Here is a 25,477-nt window from a genome sequence, read left to right as displayed (position 1 = left end):
GAGGTTCCGTTCCTAGTCGAAGGCAGCCGCTTGACGCATCAGGTCAGCCCGCGCTGAGACGCACGCCGGCGCGCAGGAATTTTTGCGGATCGACCGCTTCGCCCTCGATGCGGGTCTCATAGTGCAGATGCGGACCGGTGGAGCGGCCGGTCGACCCGACCAGACCGACGACCTGGCCGATCTTCACGATCTCGCCGACCTTGACGTTGATCTCGGAGAGATGGCCGTAGCGAGTCGACAACCCGTTGCCATGGTCGACCTCGACCATGCGGCCGTAACCGCCGGACCAGCCGGCGGACACCACCTTGCCGTTGGCGGTGACACGAACCGGATCGCCGCTGGCGGCGCGGAAATCGAGCCCGGTATGCATCGCGGGCCGGCCGAGGAAGGGATCGCTGCGAACGCCGAAGCCGGAGGTGAATTCGACCTCTCCGATCACGGGCTTGCGGTATGGCACCAGCGCCAGCGTGCGATTGAGACGGTCCATCTCGGCGCGCGTGGTGTTGATGCGGGAGAGCTGCTTCTCGAACGGTCCGGCGTTGGCTGTCAGTTTCACCGGGACGAACGGCCCACCCATCGCGGTGCGCGGCACGGCGGCTTCGAGATTGGCGAGATTCAGGCCGAGATCGCTGACGACGCCGCGCATCCGGCGCATCCGTGAATCCATGCCTTCCTCGACGGCGCTGAGCGCCGCCATCTGGCGCCGCTCGACCTGGTCGAGCGAGGTCGTGAGCCGGACCAGAACGTTGTCGAAACCCTGATTCTTGGCGAACTGGTTGGTCGGGGGCGCCGCGACAGCCGGAGCGCGCGACTCCAGCCGCGCCTCACGGTCCGGCGGCGCTACGAAGATGACGGTGTCGCTGATCGGCGATGGCTTCGGCGTGCTCTGGCTCGAATCGCCGCGCTGAGGCGTCGCACGTGGAATCGAGCCGGTTACATCGGGCATGGACCCGAGCGCCGTGGCCCGGGACTCCAGCGCCGTCTGGCGCTTCATGATCTGGTCGAGTTTCTGATCGAACTGTTCCTGATCGAGCAGCTGGCGGCTGGTGGTTCGGTCGACCTTGGCGCGTAGCTCCGCAATGCGGTCTTCGTAGGCGTATTGCATCTCGGCCTGGCGGGCGATCAGCCGGGTCAGGACGTCGTCACGGAACGCGAAATAGGTGGCGGTTGCCGCCGACCAGAGACCAAGCAGCACGACCGTGCCGACCACGATCCAGAACACCACGGGCCCGAAGCGGACCTGCTTACCGGCATGGACGATGGTGTAGGCGTCGTCGGTCGCGGGGAGGGGAATCGCTGCAGCTGCCGCAGGGGCGGGGCGGCGTTGGAAGGCCCGTCCGTGGTCGTGGGGATGATGTTGGGGGTACTGCGAATATTGGGCAGAACTTTTCGACATCGGCACTCCCGCGCCGGTCGGATGAGTCCGTACGGCCTTAATTGCCGCAGCAATCTGGGCCGGTCATGGTTAATTTTCCGGAAACGGAAGCGCGCGAATTCAATGGACTGGTTAAAGACTTCTTGCCGCTTCCAACACCTCGTCGGCATGGCCGTCGACCCGCACGTTGCGCCAGATCCTGGCTAGCTTGCCATCGGCCCCGATCAATATCGTGGTGCGAAGAATTCCCAGGAAGCTCTTGCCGTACATCGATTTTTCGCCCCAGGCGCCATAGGCTTCCAGCATCTGTTGGGTCTCGTCCGAGAGCAGGGGGATGCCGAGCTTATGCTTGTCTCGGAATTTCTCCTGGGTCTTTAACGGATCGGCGGAAACGCCCAGCACGGCGGTGCCGGCAGCGGCGAAGGCGCTGGCCAGGCGGGTGAAGTCGATCGCTTCCCGGGTGCATCCCGGGGTATCGGCGCGGGGGTAGAAGAACAGCACGAGCTTTCGGCCGGCATAGTCCGCCAATGTGACGACGTCACCGCCGTCGCGGGGCAGGCGGAAGGCGGGGGCTTTCTGGCCCTCGGCCAGGCCGGACTTGGCCTTTGCGGGCGGGGACGCCGATTTGGACGAATTTAACTGTTTCGATGCGGCGCCATGTGATCCTGATTTTGCTAAGGTCCCGGCTGATTTGCTCGCCCGTGTCCGCGGTGGTTTCGCGGATTTGGCCGGCGTTGAGGCCCGGGTCTTGAGGGCCTTCTTTTTAGCCGTCGGACTGCCGGAGGGCGTTTTGGACGATTTCTTTCGGGATTTCTGGGACATACGCCTTCCTTTCGACGCTTTCGGCGGGTCAACCGAACCGGTATTGCAGCTCTCGTCCGGCATGCCGGAATCGCGCCCTCGGCTGGGCAAGTCTGGCGGCGCCGGAGTATGGTTACAAGGAATTCCACGCACCACCCCACTGCTCGTTGAACGCGCTCCCGGGGCGAAATGACGAACAGCAGGAATATTCGAGGTATGGCGGCAATGCCGGCGCAGGGAGCTTCGCTTCCCGTGGACGGCTGCGGTCCCGGCGGCGCTCAATCCTCTGACGGGCGCCTGTATCGAGAGGCAATGGCAAGGAACAGGTCGCCCCAGGATTACAATCCGGACTTCGATCGGCGCGGCGTTCAGCAACAGCCGCAGGAATGGGACGACGCCGATTGGGATCCGGATCAGGAGGCGGCCGCGGGCCATCGCGCGCGCCGGCTGCTGTCGCGTTCCAATTCGGGCTTTCATCGCTTCGGTAGCGGGTTCGGCGGGGTGCGGCGCTGGCTGGCCGCCGATCGCTGGCTGAAACGGGTCGCGCTCGTCGTCGCGACCCTCGCCGTCGTCTTCGTCGGCTGCTTCGGGGCGCTGTGGTGGCGACTCGGTGCCGGCCCCATCAATCTCGATATCGCAACGCCATGGCTGGCGGCCGCCATCGAGGACAATATCGGCCACGGCAACACGGTCGAGATCGGAGGCACCCAGATCGAGCGTGCCGGCCGGGTCCGCATCGCCGTCCGCATCCGGGACATCATCGTCCGCGATCGCGATCATGCCGTCGTCGCCAGCGCGCCGAAAGCCGAAGTCAAACTGTCGGGTGCGGGCCTCTTGATGGGGCACCTGCGCGCCGAAAGTCTCAATTTGGTCGATGCCGAGCTCGCCATCCGCATTGCGCCCGACGGCACCGTCACCGTGTCCGCCGGCGATACCGCAAAGCCGCTCGCAACCGGCGTTGCCTCGAAGAAGGACGCGGGCCTGCCGCCGACATTCCCGCGCAATGGCGTCCCGCCGCCGCCATTCGCCACGGCGCCTGGGAGCCAGGATCCATCCCAGGCCGTCCCTCAAGGCTCGCCTCAGGCGACGGCGCAGAGCGGCATCCTTCAGGGCCTCGACTGGCTCGACAGTCTGAGCATGACCGGCCTCGACGGCCAGAACCTCAACGAGATCGGCCTGAAGAACGGCAATCTGATCGTCGACGATCAGCAGCGCGGCAGCAAATGGTCGTTTGAGAACATCACGCTGAGCCTGCGCCGGCCGAGCCGCGGTGGCGTCACGCTCAGCCTGGGCGAAGAAGGCGCGCGCCCCTGGATGCTGCGCGCAACGATCGGTCCGGCCGAGAACGGCGTGCGCTCGGTCGACATCAAGGCCGACAAGGTCTCGACCTCCAACATCCTCCTGGCGCTGCGGGTCAAGGATCTCACCTACACGGCCGACCTGCCGCTGACGGGCGAGCTCAAGGGCGAGCTCGGCCGTGACGGCGTGCCGACCTTCTTCCGCGGCAAGATCGCGGTCGGCGCCGGCAATATCATCGACACCGACACGCCAGACTATCCGATGGCGATCGACCAGGCCGAGATCAACGTCGAGTGGGACGCCAATCGGCGGGTGCTGGTGGCCCCATTCAAGATCCTGTCGGGCGCGAACCGTCTGACGCTCCTGGCCCATCTCGAGCCGCCCAACGGCACCGTCAATGACTGGCAGCTCGGGTTCAGCGGCGGTTCGATCCTGCTGGGCGGCATCGACAACGAGCCGCCGCTCGTCTTCAACCGCATCGCCGTCGGCTTCCGCTTCGACACCGATCACAAGCGCCTTCTGCTGACGCAGGCCGACATCAGCAATGGCGAGATCGGCGTCGCCGGCACCGGTGCCATCGATTATTCCGGCGAGCCGCGGCTGACGCTGGGCTTTGCGGGAACGCCGATGTCGGCCTCCGCGCTGAAGCGGATGTGGCCGACGCTGGTCGTTCCCGAGTTGCGCGAATGGGTGATCGAGCGGATCGAGCGCGGTACGCTCCAGCGCATCGAGATCGGCGTCAATTCGCCGACGAAGAACCTTCCGCGCAAGGGCCCGCCCATTCCCGACGACGGCCTCTCCGTCAACATCGTGGCGAGCGGCGTCGCGGTCCGTCCGGTGGACGGCATGCCTGTTGTGCACGATGCCGATATGAAGGCGCGCGTGACCGGCCGGACCGCGACCGTGACCATCGGACAGGGCATTGCCGATACGCCCGCCGGCCGCAAGGTCACGATTTCCGATTTCGTTTTCGAGGTGCCCGACATGGCGCCGAAGCCGTCGCCGTCGCGGACCAGGTTTCGCGTCGACGGACCCGTGCCTGCTGCCGCCGAGATGCTCTCGAATGATCGGCTGAGCGACCTGTCGTCGACCGTCATCGATCCCAACACCAGCAAGGGGACGTTCACGGCGAACATCCAGCTCGGCCTCCCGGTCAAGGGCGAGCTGACCAAGGCGGACACCACCTACACCGTCACCGCCGATCTCAACGGTTTTGCCGCCGACAAGCTGGTGATGAACCAGAAGCTGGAGGCCAACACTCTCAAGATCGTTGCAAGCAACCAGGGCTATCAGGTCAAGGGCGACGTCAAGATCAACGGTCAGGCGGCCTCCCTCGACTATCGCAAGCCCGCCGAGGGTGACGCGGATGTAAGGCTGCAGGCGACGCTGGACGATGCGAGCCGGGCGCGCCTGGGATTCGATCTCGGCCCCGCCGTCAGCGGTTCGTTGCCGATCAAGCTTTCAGGCAAGATCGCCGGCGGGCCAGAGCAGACCACCAAGCTCGGCGTCGAGGCCGACTTGACCCCGGTCAAGCTCGACAACATCCTGCCGGGCTGGGTCAAGCTGCCCGGCAAGTCCGGCAAGGCCAGCTTCAAGGTCGTGCCGACGGCGCAATCGACACGTCTGGAAGACATCGTCATCGAAGGCGGTGGCGCCTCGATCAAGGGCTCCCTCGAAGTCGACGCGAACGGCGACCTCATGAATGCGAACTTCCCGACCTATTCGCCGTCGGATGGAGACAAGGCCTCGCTGAAGGTGGAGCGCAGCCAGGACGGCGTGGTCAAGGGCACCATGCGTGGCGACGTGTTCGACGGCCGCGGCTTCCTGAAATCGGCGATCTCGGGCAATTCCAAGGACGACAAGAACAACAAGATGAAGAACGTCGATTTCGACATCGACGTGAAGCTTGGCGCCGTAGCCGGCTTCAATGGCGAGGCAATGCGCAGCGTCGATGCCAAGATGTCGAAACGCAATGGTGCCATCAAGGCGTTCACGCTGAGCGGCAAGATCGGCAAGGACACGCCGGTGGCGGCCGATCTGCGCGGCGGACGTGCGCAGGGCAGCCGCGAGGTGATTTACCTCCAGACCAATGATGCCGGCGCGCTGCTGCGGTTCACCGACACCTATACCAAGGCCGTCGGCGGCCAGATGGTGGTGGCGATGGAGCCGCCGACGTCCGAGCCGAACACCTCGCGCGAGGGCCTCATCAATGTCCGCGACTTCACGGTGAAGGGCGAGGCGCAACTCGAACGCGTTGCCGCCGGCGCGCCGAACGGCGGCAGCAGCGGGGTCTCGTTCAGTGCGCTTCGTGCCGAATTCACGCGGCAGAACGGCGCGCTGACGGTCCGCGACGGCGTGGTCAAGGGTCCCATGATCGGCGCGACCATCGAGGGCTCGATCGACTATCCCGGCAACCAGGTCTGCATGAGCGGCACCTTCGTGCCGATGTATGGCGTCAACAACATCTTCGGCCAGATCCCGCTGTTCGGCATCTTCCTCGGCGGCGGCAACAATGAAGGCTTGATCGGCGTGACCTATGAGGTCGTCGGCACGCCGTCGGCACCCGTGATGCGCGTCAATCCGATCTCGGCGATGGCCCCGGGCCTGTTCCGCAAGATCTTCGAGTTCAACACCGGGAAGCAGAACTCGCCGTTCGAGGAATTCCCCTCGCAGTCGAATGACGGCTCGACCGGGTCGACGCGCCAGCTCTCGAGCGGCTGCACCGTGACGCGGCGTTAAGCGCAGGGCTGTTGAAGAGGCCGTCATGCCCGGGCTTGTCCCGGGCATTCACGTTTTGTCTGTAAGCGCGGAGAACGTGGATGGCCGGGACAAGCCCGGCCACGACGGACGTGGCGCCGCTTTGCGCCAAGCGCCAAGAGGCGGGCGCAGCCTACGCCGCGCGCACGCCGGCGAGGAACGTCCCGACTTCGCCGGAGAGCTGTTCGGCCTGCTTGGAGAGGTTGCTGGCTGCGGCCAGCACCATGCCCGCGGCATTGCCGGTCTCGTTCGCGGCGGTCGAGACGCCGCCGATATTGGTGGTGACTTCCTTGGTGGCTTCCGCGGTCTGCGAGACGCTGCGGGCGATCTCGGCGGTGGCGGCGCCTTGCTCCTCGATGGCGGCGCCGATCGAGGTGGCGATGCGGCTGACCTCCTCGATGGTGGCGGTGATGCCGCCGATGGCATCCACGGCCTCCTTGGTCGCGCCCTGGATCTGCGCAATCTTGTCGCCGATCTCACGGGTGGCTTCGGCGGTCTGGCTTGCGAGCGACTTCACCTCCGAAGCGACGACGGCAAAGCCACGGCCGGCTTCGCCGGCGCGTGCGGCCTCGATGGTGGCGTTGAGCGCGAGCAGGTTGGTCTGGGCGGCGATGCTGGAGATCAACTCGGCGACGTGCTCGATCTGCTGGGCGCCGTCAGAGAGAGCGCGCACGATGGTGTCGGTGCGGCGGGCGCTGTCCACGGCGCGGCCGGTCACTTCGGCGGATTGCGCGACCTGGCGGCTGATCTCGGTGATGGAGGAGGAGAGTTCTTCAGCGGCGGCCGCGACGGTCTGGACGCGCTGGCTGGCTTCGGTCGCGGCGGTACCGACCACGGCGGCGCGGCGGTTGGTGCCTTCGGCGGTGGACGACATCGACTTGGCGGTGGTCTCGAGCTCGCCGGAGCCGGACGCCATCAGGCCGACGAGCTGGCCGACGGAGGCATCGAAGCGGTCGGCAAGCGCGATCAGCGCGTCGCGCTTCTCCTGCTCGGTCCGGGTCTTGGTGGCGACCTGTTCGGCTTCCAGGTTTCGCGCGGTCAGCGCGGTCTGCCTGAGCACTTCGAGCGTCTCGGCCATGCGGCCGATCTCGTCGCCGCGATCGGTCTCCTCGACCGGCTTGTCGATGGCGCCTGCGGAGATCTCCTGCATGCGGTTCTTCTGGCGGTCGAGTGCGCTGAGCACGTCGCGGGCGATCAGCCAGGACAGCATCGCCATCAGCAGCATCAGGCCGATGCCGACCGCGGCGAGCTCCAGCGTCAGGGCGCGCACGTCGGCGTCGATGTCGTCGACATAGAGGCCGTAGCTGATGGTCGCATTCCAGGGGGCGAATTTGCGCGCGAACACCGTCTTGCGCACGGGTTCGGTCTGGCCGGGGCGGGGATAGAGATAGGAGGTCACGCCGCCCTGCGCGGTGTCGCTGCCGGCCTTGATGATGGCGTCGGCGATCAGGACGCCGTTGGAGTCCTTGGCTCCGGTGATCTTGCCTTCCAGCTGCTGGTTGGCGCCATTCACCAGGATGGAGGTGTCGGCGTTGTAGACCACGGGGTAGCCCTGGTTGCCGTTGAAGTTCATACGGCGGCCACGCTGGTGGAATTGGGCCTTGGCGTCGGCCTGCGTCAGCTTGCCGGCAGTCACCTCGTCCTGAAGCGATTGTGCGTAATTGTAGAGCAGCTCCACCGCAGTCCGCATCTGCTGGACCCGGTCCTCCATCATGCGGCTCTTGCTGAGGACGGACGATACGCCGATGATGGCCGTGACCGTGAGAGCCGCAAGGCAGACCATGCTGGCAAGCTTGGTGCGGATCGTCAGATGGCTCAACAGCTTCATCACAGCCCTACGGAATGGTTGTTATTGCTCGCATGGGTAGCATGAAGTTCTTACCAATCATGAATGTAGGCCTGGGTCGGCCGGCCGCGCGAAGGACGCTTTGCAGCCTGATGCGCAAGCGTGCAGGCAGAACGCCATGCATCGCCGTTTGCCCGCATTCTTGCGGGAGGATAAAGCAGCCGGACTATGTTGCTGATCGAGCGCTATCGGAGCGGCAATGAACCGAATCGGTCACCGCCTTGTCATGGCCGTGCTGCTCGTGGCGGCCCTCGTTCTGATCTGGAACGTGCTGGGGGCGCGCTGAGACGGCACCGGCAGACCCGCCGGTACCGTCTTGCTTTCAGGTCAACTCGCGAGCGCCTTGGCGCCGCGCGAACGTGCCGCTAGTCCTTGCCCATCGCCGCATCGGCGCTGACCGAGCCGCCGCCCGCGGCCGACAGATAGAGGCAGGCGAAGCAGAACAGGATCGCAGCAGTGCCGCCATTGAGCAGCGGCAGGAACACCGGCGTTTCGCCCTTGAGCATGTGGCCCATGAAGTAGGCGAAGGCCATTTCGCCTGAAAGGATGAATGCGGTGAGGCGGGTGAACAGGCCGAGCATCAGCAGCGCGCCGAGCACGAGTTCGAGCGCGCCTGCCGTCCAGATCAGCGGCGGGATGTTGGCGAAGTAGGGGAGCACCGGGAATTTGAAGATCTTTGCGACGCCGTACTGGAACAGCAGCAATCCGGTGATGAAGCGAAACAGGCTCAAGAGAACCGGTTGAAAGCGAGTGAGATAAGGAAAGTCCATTGGTTTTTGCCCTCCATCCAATGCCCGACTAGGACCGTATTCAGGTCAACCCCGCAAGCGACCCCGCGTCAATTTGCGCTGACATTTTTGTCATGTCGGACAAAACACCGCAGCTCGCCCGTTCACGCCGCCCGCGCCGGATTTTTTTGCGTAGGTTGTCTGGAGATCATCCGTAGTTTCCCGGTGACACCGAGGGATGCAGGTTACGTTGGGGAGACCTATTCCCGCAAGGCGGGCACGATCAGGAATGGAATCATTCCGAGGATCACGCTTGCAAGTGCGAATACGAGCAGCAGGTTGTAGCCATGGGTAAAATCGTGGATGAGGCCGCCGCTCCATGAGCCGAAGGCGGAGCCGAGGCCGCTGCCGATCGAGATGGTGCCGAATATCGTGCCGACGCGCTTCCCGCGAAAGATCTTCATCGCGGTTGCCGTGATCAGCGGGCCGCGCGAGCCCATCATGCTGCCGAAGCAGACGACGAAGCCGGTGAGCAGGATGATGTTCGGATAGTACTGAAGCAGCCAAAGCAAAACGATGCCGACGATCGAGATCGCGTAGCTCAGCAGCACCGACGGCCGGCGCCCGATCAGGCCGTCGAGCGCGGACACGCCAAGCATGCCGAACACCAGCACGACGCCGGAAAAGCCCCAGGCGGTGGCAGCCTGCAGCGGTGGAAAGCCGGCATCGATCAGATAGGCCACGATCTGCGCGGCGATGGCATACATGCCGACGGCGGTGAAGAAGAAGGTCGAGAACAGCGCCCAGAACGCGTGGTGACGCATGGCGCTTGGGAGCGTCCAGCCGTGATCGATGAAATCAGGATCGCTCCTCTTGGCGACATGCGGCGAGCCGGCGGAAAACATCCGCCACGGCAGCAAGAGCAGCGGCACCAGCAAGCCGAGCGCGGCGAGGCCGAACAGCTGGTAGGTCTCACGCCAGCCGAGATGGTCGATCAGCAGCTGCGAGGCCGGCAGCAAGGCCAACACGCCGCCGCCCATCGCGGAATAGACCACCGCCATTGCGGTCGGCAGCCTTGGACCGAACCAGCGGCCGAGCAGCATCGAGTTCGGCACATTGCCGATGAAGGCGACGCCGATGCCCACGCACAGTCCGATTGAAAGCTGGAATTGCCACAGCGCCTGCGCCTGGCTTGCGACCAGGAAGGCCGCACCAAGCAGGAAAAGACCGAGCGCGTAGACGATGCGCGGTCCGGAATGATCGAACAGCCGCCCCACCAGCGGCGCGGTCAACCCGCTGATCAGCCAGGTCAGTGAATAGATCGAAACGACCTGCGCGCGGTCCCAGCCGAAATTTTCGGAGATCGGTTTGAGAAAAACGGTGAAGCTCTCGCTGAGGCCTCGGCCCAGGACCGCCAGCATGAAGCACAGCGCGAGCACGACGAGTGCGGTGCGCACCGCAGCTTGCTGCGGGCGCTCAGGTTCCGTGGTCGCTCCAACAGGCGTTGCCTTGGCCGTTTCCCTGGGCGTGTTCTGATCCATTGCCCGTCAGGGAGCGCGCATCCGCGCGCCCTGACAAGCAGCGAAAAGCTCATACGCCTATGCAGGCTTGATCAGGACGTGCTTCTTCTTGCCGAAGGACAGCTTGATCACGCCCTCGGGCGTCAGATTGTTTGCCGAGAGCGCCATCTTCTCGTCGGTGACCGGCTCGTCGTTGACGCGAAGGCCGCCGCCCTTGATCTGGCGCCTCGCTTCGCCGTTGGAGGCAACGAGGCCCGCCTTCACGAACGCGTTGAGCACGCCGAGGCCGGCGTCCAACTCGCCGCGCGCAATTTCCACGGTCGGCAGGGTTTCGGCCAGCGCGCCTTCCTCGAAGGTGCGGCGCGCAGTCTCCGCCGCCTCGCTCGCGGCGTCGCGGCCGTGCAGCAGCGCGGTCGCTTCGGTGGCGAGCACCTTCTTGGCCTCGTTGATCTCGGAGCCGCCGAGCGCCTCGAGCTTCCTGATCTCGGCCATCGGCAGCGTCGTGAACAGCTTCAGGAACTTGCCGACGTCGGCATCCTCGGTGTTGCGCCAGTACTGCCAGAAATCATATGGCGAGAACGCGTCGGCGTTGAGCCAGACTGCGCCTTGTGCCGTCTTGCCCATCTTGGCGCCCGATGCCGTCGTCAGCAGCGGCGTCGTCAGCGCGAACAGCTGGTGCGTGCCCATGCGGCGGCCGAGATCGACGCCCATGATGATGTTGCCCCACTGGTCCGAGCCGCCCATCTGCAATTTGCAGCCGGTGCGCTTGGCAAGCTCGACGAAGTCGTAGGCCTGGCAGACCATGTAGTTGAACTCGATGAAGCTCATCTCCTGCTCGCGCTCGAGGCGCAGCCGCACGGAGTCCATGGTCAGCATGCGGTTGACCGAGAAGTGCCGGCCGACGTCGCGCAGCATCTCGATCCAGTTCAGCCTGGTCAGCCACTCCGCGTTGTCGAGCATGATGGCGTCGCTCTTGCCCTCGCCATAGCGCAGCACCTTTGCGAACACGCCGCGGATCGATTCCTTGTTGGCCTCGATCTCGGCGACGGTGCGCATCGCGCGCGTCTCGTCCTTGCCGGAGGGATCGCCCACCATGGTGGTGCCGCCGCCCATCAGCGTGATCGGCTTGTTGCCGGACTGCTGCAGCCAGTGCAGCATCATCATGGTCAGGTAGTTTCCGATATGCAGCGAGCGGGCGGTGCAATCGTAGCCGACATAGGCGGTCGCTTCACCCTTGGCGGCGAGCGCGTCCAGCCCCTCGAAATCGGAGCATTGGTGGATGAAACCACGTTCCTGCAGGGTATTGAGGAAATCCGATTTAAGTGCAGTCATCTGTCGGCATGCCCAGAAATTCTTGGTTTACTGTTTTGGGCGCAATTTAAGGGTCTACCGTCGGAACCCGATTGCTGCCCGCCACTTGGCGCTGTGGCATTATAAGATGTGTCCCTCTGGCACAAGATCGGCATGCTGGAGGGGTGTTTGAGGGCGCTGATCCCATGATGTTGACGGCACTCGGTTTGATGAGCGGCACCTCGCTGGACGGGGTAGATGTCGCGCTGATCGAAACCGATGGAAAGCAGGTGAAGGCGTTCGGGCCGTCCGGCTACCGGGCCTACGGCCCGGCGGAGCGCAATCTGCTGCGTCAGGCGCTGAGCGAGGCCGTGCACCTGGCGCAACGTGATGCCCGGCCGGGCATCCTCGCCGAGGCCGAGCGCGCGGTGACGCGGGCCCATGCCGAGGCGGTCGCCGCATTCTTCGCCCAGAACCGCATGAAGGCGGAGGACATCGACATCGTCGGCTTCCACGGCCAGACCGTCCTTCATCGCCCCGAACGGCGGCTGACGGTGCAGATCGGTGACGCTGCCTCGCTGGCGAAAGCGATCCATATTCCCGTGATGCATGATTTCCGTGCCGCCGACGTCGAGGCCGGCGGGCAGGGGGCGCCGTTCGTACCGGTCTACCACCGCGCGCTCGCCAACTCGCTGGATCGCGAGGGTCCGATCGTCGTCGTCAATATCGGCGGCGTCTCCAACATCACCTATATCGACGGCAACGAGGCGCTGATCGCCTGCGACACCGGGCCTGGCAACGCGCTGCTGGACGATTTCATGTACCGCACCATGAACCAGGCGTTCGATGCGGAAGGAAAGTTCGCGGCGCTCGGAAAGGTCGATGAGGCCTGGATTGCCCGCGCGCTGGAGTTGCCGTTCTTTGCGCTGCCTCCGCCGAAATCGCTGGATCGCAACGACTTTGCGGCGCTCAAGCTCGGCGATGTCGCGCCGGCCGACGGCGCGGCGACACTCACCGCTTTCACCGCGGCGGCGATCGCCCGCATCATCCCGTTGTTGCCACGGCGGCCGCGGAGCTGGATCGTCTGTGGCGGCGGCGCGCGCAACCTCACCATGCTCAGGATGCTGCGGGAGCGGGTGGGAACGGCCACGGTCGAGGCCGCCGAGACGCTCGGCTGGGCGTCCGATGCGATCGAGGCCCAGGCCTTCGGCTTCCTCGCGGCCCGCGGCCTGAAGGGCCTGCCATTGTCCTATCCGTCCACGACGGGGGTGCCGATGCCGATGACGGGCGGGGTGATCGCGCGGCCCTGAATTGATGCAGCTGCATTGATCTTGACGAGTGCATGCAAATGCATCTATATTGGATGCAGCTGCATTCAACCGCCGGGATATTCGCCATGACTGCGTCACTGAAACTCATCAGCCACAAGCTTTGCCCTTACGTGCAGCGTGCGGTGATCGCGCTAGAGGAAAAGGGCGTGCCGTTCGAGCGGATCGACATCGATCTCGCCAACAAGCCGGACTGGTTCTTGCAGCTCTCGCCGCTCGGCAAGGTGCCGGTGCTGGTGGTGACGACTGAGAGGGGCGAGGTCGCGCTGTTCGAGAGCAACGTGATCTGTGAATACATCGAGGAGACGCAGGCGGGCCTCAAGCTGCATCCGGCGGATGCCTTGAAGCGCGCCGGGCATCGCGCCTGGATGGAGTTCGGCTCGGCGATCCTCGGCGATCTCTGGGGCCTGGAGACCACGACGGATCCGGCGACCTTCGAAAGCAAGCGGCAGGCGCTCGCCGCGAAATTCGCGCGTGTCGACGGGGCGCTGGGCGCGGGGCCGTATTTCGCCGGCGATGAATTCAGTCTGGTCGATGCGGTGTTCGCGCCCATCTTCCGCTATTTCGATGTGTTCGACGAACTGACCGAACTCGGCATCTTCAAGGATATACCCAAGGTGCGTGCGTGGCGGGCTGAACTTGCCAAGCGCCCGAGCGTGCGCGCCGCCGTCGGCGCCGACTATCCGCAATTGCTTCGCGCTTTCCTCGTGCGTCACGACGCGCATCTGCTCAAGCTCGCAGCCTGAGCGCGCTGCGATGTCGCCATCGCTGGCCTGGCTCATGCTCATCATTGCCGGCGTGCTTGATGTCGGCTGGGCGATTTCGATGAAATATGCGGAGGGCTACACGCGGCCCGGCTGGAGCATCGCGTCGCTCGTGCTGCTCGCCGCCTTCGTTGTCCTGCTCGGGCGCGCCTTGAAGGTGCTGGAGGTCGGCGTCGCCTATTCGGTGTGGACCGGCATCGGCGCGGCCGGCGCGTTCATCATGGGCGTCGTGCTGTTCGGCGAGACCCTGAGCGCGATGAAACTTGCGGGCATCGCGCTCGTGCTGTTGGGAATCGCTGCGCTCAAGCTGGCTTGAGCTGCGAGCGTCAGCGCACGTTGGCGAGGCGCATGTCGAGATAGGCCGTGATGGTTTCCATCAGCGGCTCGAGCTTGGCGTCGAAGAAGTGATTGGCGCCGGGGATGACCTGCTGGTCGATCACGATGCCCTTCTGCGTCTTCAGCTTCTCGACCAGCGTATTGACGTCCTTGGGCGGCACCACCGCGTCTTTCTCGCCATGCACGATCAGGCCCGAGGACGGGCAGGGTGCAAGGAACGAGAAGTCGTAGAGATTGGCCGGCGGCGCGATCGAGATGAAGCCCTCGACCTCGGGGCGGCGCATCAACAGCTGCATGCCGATCCAGGCGCCGAAGGAGAAGCCGGCAACCCAGCAGGCGCGCGCTTCGGGATTGATGGTCTGCGCCCAGTCGAGCGCTGCGGCCGCATCCGACAATTCGCCGGTGCCGTGGTCGAACGAGCCCTGGCTGCGGCCGACGCCGCGGAAATTGAAGCGCAGCACCGAGAAGCCGCGATGCGCGAACGCGTAGTAGCACTGGTACACGATCTGATGGTTCATCGTGCCGTGAAACTGCGGATGCGGATGCAGGATCATCGCGATCGGCGCGTTCTTCTGCTTGGCCGGGTGATAGCGGCCTTCGAGACGGCCGGCAGGGCCAGTGAAAATAACTTCAGGCATCGATGATCTCTTGATTGATTTGCTGGAGCGACGTTCCTCGGCAATCAACCGATTGTGGCTTCATCGGCGGATGCCGACGGAAGCGCGAATGAAGGGTGAGAAGGCGCGCCTTGCGGTGATGCGCTGGAGGCGCGCGGTGACTTGACGGTGCGGGTTCTAACATAGGCTCAGGGTCAAAAAGCAAGCATCTTCGACATCTGCCAATCCGCTCAAGGCCTTAGCCCTTTTGAGGGGGCGCGTGACACGGCTGGAATCGCGCAGGCCGAGGATCTTGCCCGGCCTTGGCAATTATTTGAAATCACAATGGTTTAGCGGGATTGCCCGAACCGGCACCGATTTCGGCGGGCGCACCGCGGCTTCCGAGCGAGGCAACGGCGGACCGGTAGCGGCGGCTGCCGACCAGCGTCTTGCCATTGTCGAAGGTGAGCTCGAAATCCCCTGACGGCTTGAAGTCGACGGCGCTGACCCGGTCGAGATTGGCCAGCCGGGTCCGGTGAATCCGCGCGATGGTGAAGCGGGCGAGCTCGCTTTCGGTCGCGGCAAGCGTCCCCCGGATCAGGTGCTGCGTGCCGTCGGCAAGGCTGTACTCGATGTAATTGCCGGCGGAGGCGACCCACAGAATATCACGAGGTGCAACGCGGATGCGGCTGCTGCCGTCGCGGAGCCAGATCAGATCGGGAGATGGTTGCTCCTGCGGGGCGAGTGGCCTGGCCTGGGCTTCTCGTACAGCCTTGCGCAGTTCGCGGCGGCTGTCGATCAGCCAAAGCGTTGCCCCGATCAGCAATGCGGTCACCGCGTCCTTCCGAAACTCGTACAGAACCGACGCCATCGAGAAGTGGAAGTCGTAAGCACTGCCCGCCAGCCAGAGCACGGACTTCCGCAAGCCCACCATGCCGGCGATGTGCAGGGCCGAGAAGCCGAGCAGGGCGGCCGCACCGATTCCGATTGTCGCCGCCAAATTTGTCGTCCGGCGCATGCGCCGAACCGACAGGATCAAGCCGGGCACCAGGACGAGGATGACGAGGATGCTGGTCATCTCCCAGAATATGCGCCGGCCGATGTCATAGCCGTCACCGCGCCAGGCGGCGTCCTGGGCGCCGGAGAGCGCATTGACGATGCCGCTGGCGAAGGCGATGGCGGCGATCGCAGCGAACAAGGCCCAGTCGCCGCTGATCCCGCGAGCCCCACCGCTCGTCCCCGAAGACGACGCCTCGTCCCCGGGCGCCCGGTTCCGATCCCAAGACGTCTCGACGAACTCCGCTTCCGGAGCATTTTGGCGGTCAGCCATGGCGCCAAAACCGCTGATGTCGTCCCGTCAAGGAGCAGAAACCCATGTCAACACCACAGCAAGCATCAAACCCGGAACGACGCGTCGATCTGGATTGGGTGCGGATTTTAGCGTTCGGGCTTCTGATCTTCTACCATGTCGGCATGCTCTACGTGTCGTGGGGCTTTCACATCAAGAGCGAGCACCGACTGACCTGGCTCGAGCCCGTGATGCTGCTGCTCAACCCCTGGCGGCTGTCGCTGCTGTTCCTGGTTTCCGGTGTCGCCAGCCGCATCATGCTGGGCAAGTATCGGCTCGCCGCCTTTGCCCGGGCCCGGTCGGTCCGGCTGCTGGTGCCTCTGGCCTTCGGCATGCTCGTGATCGTGCCGCCACAGTCGTATCTGCAGATTGTCGAGAGCCTGGGCTATCCCGCAGGTTTCGCCGATTATTATCTCCAGCACTATCTGTCGTTCAGCGCACAGTTTTGTCCAAGCCCGTGCATCGTGCAGCCAACCTGGAACCATCTCTGGTTCGTGGTCTATCTCTGGGTCTACACGCTGGCGCTGGCTGGCGTGCTATTGGTGTGGCCGGCGGCTGCGGATTGGATCGGCAAGAGGCTGGCGGTCGCGCTCACCGGCCGTTGGCTCATCGTGCGGCCGTGCATACTGTTCGCAGCCTGGCGGCTGTTCTTGTGGCCGATCTTCCCATCCACGCACGCGCTGTTCGGCGACTGGTACAACCATGCCGACTACGCGACCTCATTCCTGATAGGCTTCCTGCTCGCACGCGAGGGCGGCGTCTGGAGCAATATCGAGAGGCAGCGGTGGGCAGCGTTGCTGCTCGCAGCGGTCTGCTTCACCGTCTTTATTCTCATCTATGCCGGCTTGCTGCCGCGGTCGCCGATGCTGCGATGGTTGGCCGGCTCGGCCTATGGCTGCTATCAGTGGATCGCGATGGTGGCGGTGCTCGGCTTTGCGCGGCGCCATCTGACCGCCGATGGTCCGGTGCGTCGCTATCTTACCGACGCGATCTTCCCTTTCTATATCGTGCATCAGACCGCGATCATCGTGATCGCTCACGCGTTGCGGGGAAGCGGGCTGTCTGCCGGCAGCGAGGCCGCCGTTGTGGTTGCGGGTACCGCGCTCACCTGTCTGGTCAGCTACGAGATCGCCCGGCGCATCGGCTGGCTGCGCCCGTTATTCGGGCTGCGGATGGCGCCGCATTCCGCTGGCGGGATCGCGCAGAATCAGCCGGCCTGATCCCTCGGGGGAGCCTCCGATTGGCGCGCGGGGAAAAGGTGCTAAGAGGGCGCCATGCCTGACCGGGTCTATCTCGACTGGAATGCGACCACGCCGCTGCGCGCCGAGGCTCGCCGCGCGATGCTCGCCGCCTTCGACTTGGTCGGCAACCCGTCCTCGATTCATGCCGAGGGGCGGGAGGCACGGCGGCTGGTTGAGGACGCCCGGGCGGCCCTTGCCGTGGCGGTCGGAGCGGTGCCGCGTAATGTCGTCTTCACTTCCGCCGGAACGGAAGCCAACGCGATGGCGCTGTCGCCTGGCCTGCGGCGATCATCCGGCGGCCCGGTTCAACGGCTGCTGGTCTCGGCCGTGGAGCATGCTTCGGTGCTCGCCGGCGGCCGGTTTCCGGCGGACCAGATCGGTCTCATCCCGGTGCTGCGCTCCGGTGTCGTCGATCTCGACCGTCTCCGGGGCCTGCTCGCTGACGGCCCTCCGGCTCTGGTTTCCGTCATGGCGGCGAACAACGAAACCGGCGCGCTGCAGCCGGTCGCGGAAGTCGCCCGGATCGTCCACGAGGCCGGCGGCCTGCTGCACGTTGATGCAATCCAGGCGCTCGGGAAAATTCCGTTCGATATCAACGCTGTGGGTGCGGATCTTGCGACTTTCTCTGCACATAAGGTCGGCGGCCCCAAGGGGGTCGGCGCTCTGGTCGTGGCGGAGGGGTTGATCGGATTGGAGCCGTTACTGCGGGGAGGCGGCCAGGAGCTGAACCGTCGCGCCGGAACAGAGAATGTTGCGGGCATCGCCGGCTTCGGCGCAGCGGTGAAGGCTGCGCTTCAGACTCTTTCGAAAGATGCGGAGCGTTTGACAACTCTTAGAAATCGCTTGGAAAATGGCATCCGGGCGATTGCCCGCGCAACCATCTTCGCGGACGAGGTGGAGCGGTTGCCGAATACCGTTCTCTTCGCCGCGCCCGGCCTCAAAGCGGAGACCGCCGTGATCGGCTTTGACCTCGAAGGTATCGCAGTCTCCTCGGGTTCGGCCTGTTCCTCAGGCAAGGTCCAGCCGTCCCACGTGCTATCGGCCATGGGGTACGATCCCGCCGTGGCCCAAGGAGCGGTCCGCCTCAGTCTGGGCTGGTCCACGGAACCGGATCACATCAATAGGGCGTTAGAGGCTTGGCGAAAGCTCGGTAATACCCTACTTAAGGGATAGGCGATGAAACAGGGCTTGAACGGTTCTAAGCCCGTGCTTTCCGCCAAAAAACATCGTAATAGACATCGTAATACTCGTCCGAGTTTGATCCACCGCGGTCCTTGAAACCGCGAGCGGAGGATAGAATGCCAGCCGTGCAAGAGACGGTCGATCGCGTGAAGCGCATCGACGTCGACCAATACCGCTATGGGTTTGAGACCCTGATCGAGTCCGACAAGGCTCCCAAGGGGCTTTCGGAAGAAACCGTCAAATTCATCTCCGAGAAGAAGAACGAGCCCGCCTGGATGCTCCAGTGGCGGCTCGAGGCCTATCGGCGCTGGCTGACCATGACCGAGCCAACCTGGGCGCGCGTGGACTATCCCAAGATCGATTTCCAGGACCTCTATTACTATTCGGCGCCGAAGCCGAAGAAGACGATCACCTCGCTCGACGAGATCGATCCGGAGATCCTGAAGACCTACGAGAAGCTCGGCATTCCCCTGCGCGAAGTTGCCATGCTTGAGGGCGTCGAGCCCAAGCCCGGCGAGGAAGACCCAAACCGGCGCAAGATCGCGGTCGACGCGGTGTTCGACTCGGTCTCGGTCGCCACCACCTTCAAGGCAGAGCTGAAGAAGGCCGGCGTGATCTTCATGCCGATCTCGGAGGCGATCCGCGAGCATCCCGAGCTCGTCCAGAAGTATCTCGGCTCGGTGGTTCCGACCTCGGACAATTTCTATGCGACGCTGAATTCGGCGGTGTTCTCCGACGGCTCGTTCGTCTACGTGCCGCCGGGCGTGCGCTGCCCGATGGAGCTGTCGACCTATTTCCGCATCAACGAGCGCAACACCGGCCAGTTCGAGCGCACGCTGATCATCGCCGACAAGGGCGCTTACGTCAGTTATCTCGAAGGCTGTACTGCGCCGCAGCGCGACGAGAACCAGCTGCATGCCGCCGTGGTCGAGCTCGTCGCCCATGACGATGCCGAGATCAAATATTCGACGGTGCAGAACTGGTATCCGGGCAATTCGGAAGGCAAGGGCGGCATCTACAATTTCGTCACCAAGCGTGGCGACTGCCGCGGCGACCGCTCCAAGATTTCCTGGACCCAGGTCGAGACCGGGTCCGCAATCACCTGGAAATATCCGAGCTGCATTCTGCGCGGCGACAATTCCAGCGGCGAGTTCTACTCGATCGCGATCTCGAACGGCTTCCAGCAGGTCGATTCTGGCACCAAGATGATCCACCTCGGCAAGAACACGTCGAGCCGGATCATCTCCAAGGGCATCGCCGCCGGCAAGTCGCAGAACACCTATCGCGGCCTCGTCACCGCACACCGCAAGGCGACCGGCGCGCGCAACTTCACCGCTTGCGACTCGCTGCTGATCGGCGACAAGTGCGGCGCGCACACCGTGCCGTACATCGAGGCCAAGAACTCCTCGGCAACCTTCGAGCACGAAGCGACAACCTCGAAGATCTCCGAGGACGTGCTGTTCTACTGCATCCAGCGCGGTCTTTCGCAGGAAGAGGCTGTCGGCCTCGTCGTCAACGGCTTCGTCAAGGACGTGCTGCAGCAGCTGCCGATGGAATTCGCGGTGGAAGCGCAGAAGCTGATCTCGATCTCGCTTGAAGGGTCGGTCGGCTGATCGCCGACCCCAGCGGTGCGCCACGGGCGCTCCAACATCACTGAATAGACTGGATACCAAGATGGCTTTGCTTGAAGTGAAAGACCTCAAGGTTCGTGTCGAGGAGCGTGAGATCCTCCACGGGCTGAATCTGACCGTGAACGAGGGCGAGATCCACGCGATCATGGGGCCGAACGGCTCCGGCAAGTCGACGCTCTCCCACGTCATCGCCGGCAAGCCCGGCTATGAGGTCACCGACGGCCAGATCCTGTTTCGGGGCGAGGACCTGCTGGAGATGTCGCCGGACATGCGCGCCGCCAAGGGCGTGTTCCTGGCCTTCCAGTACCCGGTCGAAATTCCCGGCGTCGCCACCATGAATTTCCTGCGCACGGCGCTGAACGCGCAGCGCAAGGCGCGCGGCGAGAGCGAATATTCGACGCCCGACTTTCTCAAGAAGGTCCGCGAGGTCTCGAAGTCGCTGAACATTCCGCAAGACATGCTCAAGCGCGGCGTCAATGTCGGCTTCTCCGGCGGCGAGAAGAAGCGCAACGAGGTGCTGCAGATGGCGCTGTTCGAGCCCAGCCTGTGCATTCTCGACGAGATGGATTCCGGCCTCGACATCGATGCGCTGCGTATCGCGGCCGACGGCGTCAACGCTCTGCATTCGCCCAAGCGCGCCATGGTTGTCATCACCCATTATCAGCGGCTTCTGAACTACATCGTGCCCGACATCGTGCACGTGATGTCGAAGGGCCGTGTCGTGAAGAGCGGCGGCAAGGAACTGGCGCTCGAGCTGGAGGCGTCCGGCTACGCCCAGTTCGAGGACGCCGCGTAAGGAATTTTGCGATGAACGTTGCTGTGGCAAAGACCGGAAAGGGCCGCGCGGTGAGCGATCTCTTCACCAGCGCTGAAGGCCGGCTGCCGGGTTCGCCTGCGGTCGTTGCGGTGCGCCGCGAGGCGTTCGAGACCTATGAGCGTCTCGGCCTGCCGCATCGCCGGATCGAGGAATGGAAATACACCGACCTGCGCGCGCTGGTCGGCGAGGTGCTGCCGCTGGCGGCCGCCCCCGATGCGGCTGCGCTGAAGCGAGCCGCGGACGCCGTGAAGGCGCATGCGATCACAGGCGCCCGCAAGCTGGTGCTGGTCGACGGCGTGTTCGCAGCCGATCTCTCTGACGTGAAGGCGCTGGCCTCCGAGGCGGGCTTTGGGACGTCGCGGGAGGCGCTTGAAAAGGATGCCGGTCTGCTGAAGACCGCGTCTACGGATGCGGTGATCGCTCTGAACGCTGCGATGGCGACCGACGGTGTCGTGCTGTCCATTGCGGATGGTGCGCAACTCTCTGCACCGATCCAGATCATCCACATCGCGACTGCCGCGTCAGCGTCGACCTTCACCCGCTCGCAGGTGAAGGTCGGGAACGGCGCCCGTGCCACCATCATCGAGACCTTCGTCGCGGCTGATGCGAAAGCCTATCAGGTCAACGACGCCGTCATCGTGACGATCGGCGACAACGCCGATGTCGCGCATATTCGCCTGATGGACGATGCGCCTGACGCCGTGAACATCACCTCGCAGTTCGTCACGGTCGGTGCGAACACCAAGCTGAACTTCTTCAATATGACCACAGGCGCTGCCGTCAGCCGCTTGCAAGGCTTCATCACGCTGGCAGGCGAGGGCAGTGAGCTCCTGGTCAACGGCGCGAACCTGTTGCAGAAGACCGAGCACGGCGACACCACGCTGGTGGTCGACCATGCGGTGCCGAACTGCGTCAGCCGCGAGGTTTTCCGCGCCGTGCTCGATGACCGTGCGCACTCGGTGTTCCAGGGCCGCATCATCGTGCGTCCCGACGCCCAGAAGACCGACGGCAAGATGATGATCCGCGCGTTGCTGCTCTCGGACGAAGCCGAGGCCGACAACAAGCCGGAGCTCGAGATCTTCGCCGACGACGTTTCCTGCGGCCACGGCGCCACAGCCGGCGCGTTGGACGACAGCCTGCTGTTCTATCTCAAGGCGCGCGGCTTGCCCGAGAAGCAGGCCCAGGCGCTGCTGATCCAGGCATTCGTGGGCGAAGCCATCGAGCAGATCGCCGACGACGGCTTGCGCGAGCACGTGATCGGCATCGCCGAGCGCTGGCTGGAGCGGCGGTCATGAGCACGCATCCCGCAGTCAGGAATGGCTCCTACGACGTCGCGCGCGTGCGCCAGGATTTCCCGGCGCTCGCGATGCAGGTGTACGGCAAGCCGCTGGTCTATCTCGACAACGCGGCCTCCGCGCAGAAGCCGAGTGCCGTGCTCGAGCGCATGACCGAGGCCTATACGTCCGAATACGCCAACGTGCATCGCGGCCTGCATTACCTCGCCAATGCCGCGACCGAAGCCTATGAGGGCGGTCGCACCAAGGTGGCGCAGTTCATCAACGCGCCCCGCACCGAGGAAGTGATCTTCACCCGCAACGCGACGGAGGCCATCAACCTGGTCGCCTCGTCCTGGGGCGGGCCGAACATCAAAGAGGGCGACGAGATCGTCCTGTCGATCATGGAGCACCATTCCAACATCGTGCCCTGGCATTTCCTCAGGGAACGTCAGGGTGCCGTGATCAAATGGGCACCTGTCGACGACGAGGGCAATTTCCTCATCGACGAGTTCGAGAAGCTGCTGACGGCAAAGACCAAGCTGGTCGCGATCACGCAGATGTCGAACGCGCTCGGCACCATCGTGCCGGTCAAGGACGTCGTGAAGATCGCCCATGCCCGCGGCATTCCCGTGCTGGTCGACGGCAGCCAGGGCGCGGTGCATCTGCCCGTCGATGTCCAGGACATCGGCTGCGATTTCTATGTCTTCACCGGCCACAAGGTCTATGGTCCGACCGGTATCGGTGTGCTCTGGGCCAAGTATGACCACCTCGTCGCGATGCGCCCCTTCAACGGTGGCGGCGAGATGATCCGCGAGGTCTCGCGCGATGTCATTACCTATGGCGATCCTCCGCATAAGTTCGAGGCGGGCACGCCCGCGATTGTCGAGGCCGTCGGCCTTGGCGCCGCCATTGACTACGTCAATTCGATCGGCAAGGAGCGCATCGCCGCGCACGAGCACGATCTCACCACCTATGCCCAGGAGAAGCTGCGCGAGATCAACTCGCTGCGGCTGATCGGCACGGCACGCGGCAAGGGTCCGGTGATCTCGTTCGAGCTGAAGGGCGCGCACGCCCACGACGTCGCCACCGTGATCGATCGTCAGGGCATCGCGGTGCGCGCCGGCACCCATTGCGTGATGCCGCTTTTAGAGCGGTTCAACGTGACGGCCACCTGCCGGGCCTCGTTCGGCATGTATAATACGCGGGAAGAAGTCGATCATCTGGCACAGGCGCTTTTGAAGGCGCGGGATATGTTCGCATGAGTGACACGGCCGAAATCAAAGCTAGCCCAATGGAAACCCATTCGGCGCTGCCGCCGGAGGAGACTGAGCGTCTCACCACCGAGATCATCGCCGGGCTGAAGACCGTGTTCGACCCGGAAATCCCGGCGGACATCTACGAACTCGGCCTGATCTACAAGGTCGAGATCAAGGACGACCGCTCCGTCGACGTCCAGATGACGCTGACGACGCCGAACTGTCCGGCCGCCGGCGAGCTGCCGACCATGGTCGAAAACGCGGTCGCCAGCGTTCCCGGCGTCGGCGTGGTCGACGTCAAGGTCGTCTGGGAGCCGCCGTGGTCGCCCGAGCGCATGAGCGACGAGGCCCGCCTCGTCCTCAACATGTGGTGACGCGTAATCGCTTGCTTCGAATCCTCGGCATTGAATTCGCGCCGCAACGGACCACATCATTGACATGACCCAGATATCGTCAGGCTCGACACCAGCATCCCCCCCGAAGCCGCGGCGGCCGCGCCCGCAGGTGATGCGGCTGACCGACGCTGCCGCCCAGCGCATCAGCGAACTGACGAGCCGCGCCGATTCCGAGATCGTGGGCCTGCGGGTCGGCGTGAAGAACGGCGGCTGCGCCGGCCAGTCCTACACGGTCGAATACGCCCATGACATCCGCCCGACCGACGAGGTCGTCGAGGACAAGGGCGTCAAGATCCTGGTCGACCCCAAGGCCGTGCTGTTCCTGCTCGGCACAGAGATGGACTACAAGGCCGACAAGATGCAGGCCCAGTTCGTCTTCAACAACCCAAACCAGATCTCCGCCTGCGGCTGCGGCGAGTCGGTCGAGCTGCGTCCGGCCAAGATCGACGGGTAGTTTCGCCTCCAGGCTATGCTCTTGTGTCCCGCACGTGCTGCAGCGCGCTAGCGCTGCTGCGCAGAGCCGGGACCCACGCTATAGTGATTAGCGCAAGAGATCTGGGCCTCGGCTCTGCAGCGCACCGTTTCAGGCTGCGCTGCGTCCGGGGCACGAGAGAGCCTTCGATGGACCGCGAGTTTCTGGCCGACCTGTTTGCCGATTTCGGCCCCGTCACCATCCGCAAGATGTTCTCGGGCTACGGCATCTCCGCCGACGGCGTCAATTTCGCGCTCGCCTTGCGCGCCGGTCTGTTCTTCCGTGTCGACGAAGTAACGATTCCGGACTTTGAAGCTGAAGGCTCAAAACCATTTCAGTATTCCACCCGCGCCAAGACCGTGGTGGTGAACTCCTACTGGGAGTTGCCGGCGCGGCTGTTCGACGATTCCGAGGATCTTGTAAGATGGGCGAGGGGCGCACTCGCCGCCGCCCAGCGCGCCAAGGTGAAGAAGCGGCCCAGGGCAAAGAAGGCGCCGCAGAAGGCCGTTGCGAAGAAGGCAAGGAAGGCGGCCAAGAAGGCGGTACGTGTGGGCAAGGCAAAGCGTGCCCAACGTAAACGAAGATGATGCTAGGTTGTGAGCACGGAACGCTGCGTCCTTTGCCCGCCAAGTGCTTCACTCCAGCGCGTTCGTCAGGCCAACCCTCATATCCTTGGCCACGAAGACGCAGCCGCCGTCGGCGAGCACACGACCATCGGCAATTCCGAGCACCAGCTTGCCGCGCCGGACCATGCGCATGGCGACCTCGTAGCGTACGGATCGCGTATCCGGTGTGATGGTGCCCGTGGCTTCCACCTCGCCGACGCCGATGGCGCGGCCCTTGCCGGGGGAGCCCGACCAGCCGAGCCAATAGCCGATCATCTGCCACATCGCGTCGAGTCCGAGCGACGCGGGCATCATCGGGTCACCGCGGTAGTGACAATCGAAAAACCAGTGGTCCGGCACGATGTCGAGCTCGCCGACGATATGGCCCTTGCCGAACTCGCCGCCGTCGAGGCTGATTTCCGTGATGCGGTCCATCATCAGCATCGGCGGTGCCGGCAATTGCGCATTGCCCGGCCCGAAATAGCCGCCGTCGCTCGATCTCAGCAGTTCGTCCCTGGTGTAGGACGGTTGCGGCGTGTGGAAATCATGCGGATTGGGCACGACGACAAATCCTCGATGCTCGCGGTCTGGGGGCGCAGAGGATGTCGGTCGT

The 25,477-nt window shown here is 64.3% G+C and carries 22 protein-coding genes; 13 read left to right on the top strand and 9 right to left on the bottom strand.

The annotated features are described in order from the left end of the window. Positions 1-43: 43 nt before the first annotated feature. Entirely contained in the window at positions 44-1,396 is a 1,353-nt protein-coding gene (locus JQ580_RS06030; RefSeq protein ID WP_212278753.1) for a M23 family metallopeptidase, read from the bottom strand. A 111-nt stretch (positions 1,397-1,507) separates the two neighbouring features. Beyond that, positions 1,508-2,197 carry a peroxiredoxin family protein gene (locus JQ580_RS06025; protein WP_212278752.1) on the bottom strand — a complete coding sequence of 230 codons (690 nt, stop codon included), beginning with the start codon at positions 2,195-2,197 and terminating at the stop codon, positions 1,508-1,510. Positions 2,198-2,401: 204 nt separating this feature from the next. Between JQ580_RS06025 and JQ580_RS06020 the strand changes: the two genes are divergently transcribed. Then, on the top strand, positions 2,402-6,214 hold the full coding sequence (locus tag JQ580_RS06020) for a YhdP family protein (RefSeq protein WP_212279224.1): 3,813 nt from the start codon (positions 2,402-2,404) through the stop codon (positions 6,212-6,214). A gap of 151 nt (positions 6,215-6,365) precedes the next feature. On the opposite strand, the gene JQ580_RS06015 is transcribed toward JQ580_RS06020, so the two are convergent. The 4 genes from JQ580_RS06015 to tyrS all read right to left on the bottom strand — a co-directional run bounded on the left by JQ580_RS06015 (position 6,366) and on the right by tyrS (position 11,658). Next, positions 6,366-8,060 carry a methyl-accepting chemotaxis protein gene (locus tag JQ580_RS06015; RefSeq protein ID WP_212278751.1) on the bottom strand — a complete coding sequence of 565 codons (1,695 nt, stop codon included), beginning with the start codon at positions 8,058-8,060 and terminating at the stop codon, positions 6,366-6,368. A gap of 383 nt (positions 8,061-8,443) precedes the next feature. Continuing rightward, positions 8,444-8,848, bottom strand: coding sequence for a DoxX family protein (locus JQ580_RS06010; RefSeq protein WP_212278750.1), 405 nt, complete (start codon positions 8,846-8,848; stop codon positions 8,444-8,446). A 218-nt stretch (positions 8,849-9,066) separates the two neighbouring features. Continuing rightward, positions 9,067-10,347 carry an MFS transporter gene (locus JQ580_RS06005; RefSeq protein WP_212278749.1) on the bottom strand — a complete coding sequence of 427 codons (1,281 nt, stop codon included), beginning with the start codon at positions 10,345-10,347 and terminating at the stop codon, positions 9,067-9,069. 57 nt (positions 10,348-10,404) lie between these two features. Then, positions 10,405-11,658 carry a tyrosine--tRNA ligase gene (tyrS, locus tag JQ580_RS06000; protein WP_212278748.1) on the bottom strand — a complete coding sequence of 418 codons (1,254 nt, stop codon included), beginning with the start codon at positions 11,656-11,658 and terminating at the stop codon, positions 10,405-10,407. A 164-nt stretch (positions 11,659-11,822) separates the two neighbouring features. Here tyrS and JQ580_RS05995 point away from each other — a divergent pair, with 164 nt between their 5' ends. From JQ580_RS05995 to JQ580_RS05985, 3 genes are all read left to right on the top strand, one after another. Next, positions 11,823-12,926 (top strand): anhydro-N-acetylmuramic acid kinase, encoded by a 1,104-nt coding sequence (locus JQ580_RS05995; RefSeq protein WP_212278747.1) that lies wholly within the window; start codon positions 11,823-11,825, stop codon positions 12,924-12,926. 86 nt (positions 12,927-13,012) lie between these two features. Next, positions 13,013-13,690 (top strand): glutathione S-transferase family protein, encoded by a 678-nt coding sequence (locus tag JQ580_RS05990; protein ID WP_212278746.1) that lies wholly within the window; start codon positions 13,013-13,015, stop codon positions 13,688-13,690. A 10-nt stretch (positions 13,691-13,700) separates the two neighbouring features. Next, on the top strand, positions 13,701-14,024 hold the full coding sequence (locus JQ580_RS05985) for a DMT family transporter (protein ID WP_212278745.1): 324 nt from the start codon (positions 13,701-13,703) through the stop codon (positions 14,022-14,024). A gap of 10 nt (positions 14,025-14,034) precedes the next feature. Here the strand turns inward: JQ580_RS05985 and JQ580_RS05980 are convergent, their stop codons facing one another. Both JQ580_RS05980 and JQ580_RS05975 read right to left on the bottom strand, forming a co-directional pair. Next, positions 14,035-14,682 (bottom strand): alpha/beta hydrolase, encoded by a 648-nt coding sequence (locus tag JQ580_RS05980; protein ID WP_014495555.1) that lies wholly within the window; start codon positions 14,680-14,682, stop codon positions 14,035-14,037. A gap of 298 nt (positions 14,683-14,980) precedes the next feature. Next, positions 14,981-15,838, bottom strand: a complete 858-nt coding sequence (locus JQ580_RS05975) for a LytTR family DNA-binding domain-containing protein (RefSeq protein ID WP_249133939.1) — start codon at positions 15,836-15,838, stop codon at positions 14,981-14,983. Positions 15,839-16,014: 176 nt separating this feature from the next. On the opposite strand from JQ580_RS05975, the gene JQ580_RS05970 reads away from it, so the two are divergent. The 9 genes from JQ580_RS05970 (at position 16,015) to JQ580_RS05930 (ending at position 24,846) form a co-directional block, all read left to right on the top strand. After that, positions 16,015-17,208: an acyltransferase family protein gene (locus JQ580_RS05970; RefSeq protein WP_212278743.1), complete on the top strand. Its 1,194-nt coding sequence runs from the start codon at positions 16,015-16,017 to the stop codon at positions 17,206-17,208. Positions 17,209-17,262: 54 nt separating this feature from the next. Then, positions 17,263-18,402, top strand: a complete 1,140-nt coding sequence (locus tag JQ580_RS05965) for a cysteine desulfurase family protein (RefSeq protein ID WP_212278742.1) — start codon at positions 17,263-17,265, stop codon at positions 18,400-18,402. 125 nt (positions 18,403-18,527) lie between these two features. Next, entirely contained in the window at positions 18,528-20,024 is a 1,497-nt protein-coding gene (gene sufB / locus JQ580_RS05960; RefSeq protein ID WP_212278741.1) for a Fe-S cluster assembly protein SufB, read from the top strand. A gap of 61 nt (positions 20,025-20,085) precedes the next feature. Next, the gene (gene sufC / locus JQ580_RS05955) at positions 20,086-20,838 is read left to right on the top strand and encodes a Fe-S cluster assembly ATPase SufC (protein WP_094896900.1); all 753 of its coding nucleotides are present in this window, start codon (positions 20,086-20,088) and stop codon (positions 20,836-20,838) included. An 11-nt stretch (positions 20,839-20,849) separates the two neighbouring features. Beyond that, positions 20,850-22,154 carry a Fe-S cluster assembly protein SufD gene (gene sufD, locus JQ580_RS05950; protein ID WP_212278740.1) on the top strand — a complete coding sequence of 435 codons (1,305 nt, stop codon included), beginning with the start codon at positions 20,850-20,852 and terminating at the stop codon, positions 22,152-22,154. Continuing rightward, positions 22,151-23,398: a cysteine desulfurase gene (locus JQ580_RS05945; protein ID WP_212278739.1), complete on the top strand. Its 1,248-nt coding sequence runs from the start codon at positions 22,151-22,153 to the stop codon at positions 23,396-23,398. The genes sufD and JQ580_RS05945 overlap by 4 nt, the downstream gene beginning before the upstream one ends. After that, positions 23,395-23,766: an SUF system Fe-S cluster assembly protein gene (locus JQ580_RS05940; protein ID WP_018323035.1), complete on the top strand. Its 372-nt coding sequence runs from the start codon at positions 23,395-23,397 to the stop codon at positions 23,764-23,766. The genes JQ580_RS05945 and JQ580_RS05940 overlap by 4 nt, the downstream gene beginning before the upstream one ends. Before the next feature lie 64 nt (positions 23,767-23,830). Next, the gene (locus JQ580_RS05935) at positions 23,831-24,241 is read left to right on the top strand and encodes a HesB/IscA family protein (protein ID WP_212278738.1); all 411 of its coding nucleotides are present in this window, start codon (positions 23,831-23,833) and stop codon (positions 24,239-24,241) included. A gap of 167 nt (positions 24,242-24,408) precedes the next feature. After that, a complete protein-coding gene (locus tag JQ580_RS05930; protein ID WP_212278737.1) occupies positions 24,409-24,846 on the top strand; it encodes a TfoX/Sxy family protein in 438 nt (145 codons plus the stop codon). A 48-nt stretch (positions 24,847-24,894) separates the two neighbouring features. On the opposite strand, the gene fabA is transcribed toward JQ580_RS05930, so the two are convergent. Continuing rightward, entirely contained in the window at positions 24,895-25,425 is a 531-nt protein-coding gene (fabA, locus tag JQ580_RS05925) for a bifunctional 3-hydroxydecanoyl-ACP dehydratase/trans-2-decenoyl-ACP isomerase (protein WP_212278736.1), read from the bottom strand. Between the last annotated feature and the right edge of the window lie 52 nt (positions 25,426-25,477).

The organism is Bradyrhizobium sp. SZCCT0148 (assembly GCF_018129985.1).
Classification (GTDB): domain Bacteria; phylum Pseudomonadota; class Alphaproteobacteria; order Rhizobiales; family Xanthobacteraceae; genus Bradyrhizobium; species Bradyrhizobium japonicum_H.
Note: the sequence above shows the minus strand (reverse complement) of the source record. Positions and strands in the feature narration are given on the sequence as shown.

Coding starts and splice junctions, on each gene's coding strand:
- JQ580_RS05990 (WP_212278746.1), top strand. CDS start 13,013: ATGACTGCGTCACTGAAACTCATCAGCCACAAGCTTTGCCCTTACGTG.
- JQ580_RS05995 (WP_212278747.1), top strand. CDS start 11,823: ATGATGTTGACGGCACTCGGTTTGATGAGCGGCACCTCGCTGGACGGG.
- JQ580_RS05930 (WP_212278737.1), top strand. CDS start 24,409: ATGGACCGCGAGTTTCTGGCCGACCTGTTTGCCGATTTCGGCCCCGTC.
- JQ580_RS05965 (WP_212278742.1), top strand. CDS start 17,263: ATGCCTGACCGGGTCTATCTCGACTGGAATGCGACCACGCCGCTGCGC.
- JQ580_RS06015 (WP_212278751.1), bottom strand. CDS start 8,060: ATGAAGCTGTTGAGCCATCTGACGATCCGCACCAAGCTTGCCAGCATG.
- JQ580_RS05945 (WP_212278739.1), top strand. CDS start 22,151: ATGAGCACGCATCCCGCAGTCAGGAATGGCTCCTACGACGTCGCGCGC.
- JQ580_RS05985 (WP_212278745.1), top strand. CDS start 13,701: ATGTCGCCATCGCTGGCCTGGCTCATGCTCATCATTGCCGGCGTGCTT.
- JQ580_RS05940 (WP_018323035.1), top strand. CDS start 23,395: ATGAGTGACACGGCCGAAATCAAAGCTAGCCCAATGGAAACCCATTCG.
- sufB (WP_212278741.1), top strand. CDS start 18,528: ATGCCAGCCGTGCAAGAGACGGTCGATCGCGTGAAGCGCATCGACGTC.
- tyrS (WP_212278748.1), bottom strand. CDS start 11,658: ATGACTGCACTTAAATCGGATTTCCTCAATACCCTGCAGGAACGTGGT.
- JQ580_RS06025 (WP_212278752.1), bottom strand. CDS start 2,197: ATGTCCCAGAAATCCCGAAAGAAATCGTCCAAAACGCCCTCCGGCAGT.
- JQ580_RS05935 (WP_212278738.1), top strand. CDS start 23,831: ATGACCCAGATATCGTCAGGCTCGACACCAGCATCCCCCCCGAAGCCG.
- JQ580_RS06020 (WP_212279224.1), top strand. CDS start 2,402: ATGCCGGCGCAGGGAGCTTCGCTTCCCGTGGACGGCTGCGGTCCCGGC.
- sufD (WP_212278740.1), top strand. CDS start 20,850: ATGAACGTTGCTGTGGCAAAGACCGGAAAGGGCCGCGCGGTGAGCGAT.
- JQ580_RS05980 (WP_014495555.1), bottom strand. CDS start 14,682: ATGCCTGAAGTTATTTTCACTGGCCCTGCCGGCCGTCTCGAAGGCCGC.
- JQ580_RS05970 (WP_212278743.1), top strand. CDS start 16,015: ATGTCAACACCACAGCAAGCATCAAACCCGGAACGACGCGTCGATCTG.
- sufC (WP_094896900.1), top strand. CDS start 20,086: ATGGCTTTGCTTGAAGTGAAAGACCTCAAGGTTCGTGTCGAGGAGCGT.
- JQ580_RS06010 (WP_212278750.1), bottom strand. CDS start 8,848: ATGGACTTTCCTTATCTCACTCGCTTTCAACCGGTTCTCTTGAGCCTG.
- JQ580_RS06030 (WP_212278753.1), bottom strand. CDS start 1,396: ATGTCGAAAAGTTCTGCCCAATATTCGCAGTACCCCCAACATCATCCC.
- JQ580_RS06005 (WP_212278749.1), bottom strand. CDS start 10,347: ATGGATCAGAACACGCCCAGGGAAACGGCCAAGGCAACGCCTGTTGGA.